General features: G+C 57.7%; 1 protein-coding gene. It reads left to right on the top strand.

All coding sequences use genetic code 11. The features are described from left to right. Positions 1–596, top strand: a 596-nt coding sequence (locus ACFPFU_RS25670) for a fibronectin type III domain-containing protein (protein WP_377069613.1), incomplete at both ends; no start/stop codon positions are given.

The following is a 596-nucleotide window of genomic DNA, read 5'->3' as shown; positions in this document are numbered from 1 at the left end:
TCTCTTGTGTCGCCCTCGAACAACGCTACGGGCGTTGTCCTTCCGCCGACCCTCAGTTGGAATGCGGTGACGGGAGCCACCTCTTACCACCTGCAGGTATCTGCCAACTCCGATTTCAGCGGTTCGGTCTACAATACGGATGGCCTGACAGGGACAAGCGCGGAAATACCGGATCTGTCATATGCCACGCAGTATCACTGGCGTGTGCGTGCGGCCAACAGTGCCGGACCGGGTGACTGGTCGGAAGCCAGAACGTTCACCACCGCAACTGCTGAACCCGGGCCCTCCGCCCAGTTGGTTGCCCATTGGAAAATGGAAGAGGGAAGCGGCAGCACAATCGTGGACCATTCAGGCAACAACAACAACGGGACCCTGAGGAACAGCAGCAACGTGACCTGGGTCACGGGTGTGGACGGTCTTGCCCTGAATTTGCCAGGGACCACGGGAAGGTTTGCGGAGGTCAACAACCACTCTTCCCTGAACATCACCGAGGCCATTACTTTGTCGGCATGGATCCGTCCGGCTGTGCGGCAGACCAAATCAATCGTGAACAAATCCACGCTGAACGGCTATGAGATCAACACGACAAGTTCTGG

The sequence above is a fragment of the Negadavirga shengliensis genome (genome assembly GCF_042652345.1).
Classification (GTDB): Bacteria; Bacteroidota; Bacteroidia; order Cytophagales; family Cyclobacteriaceae; genus Negadavirga; species Negadavirga shengliensis.
The sequence above is the reverse complement of the archived record's forward strand: the minus strand, read 5'-3'. Positions and strand labels throughout refer to the sequence as shown.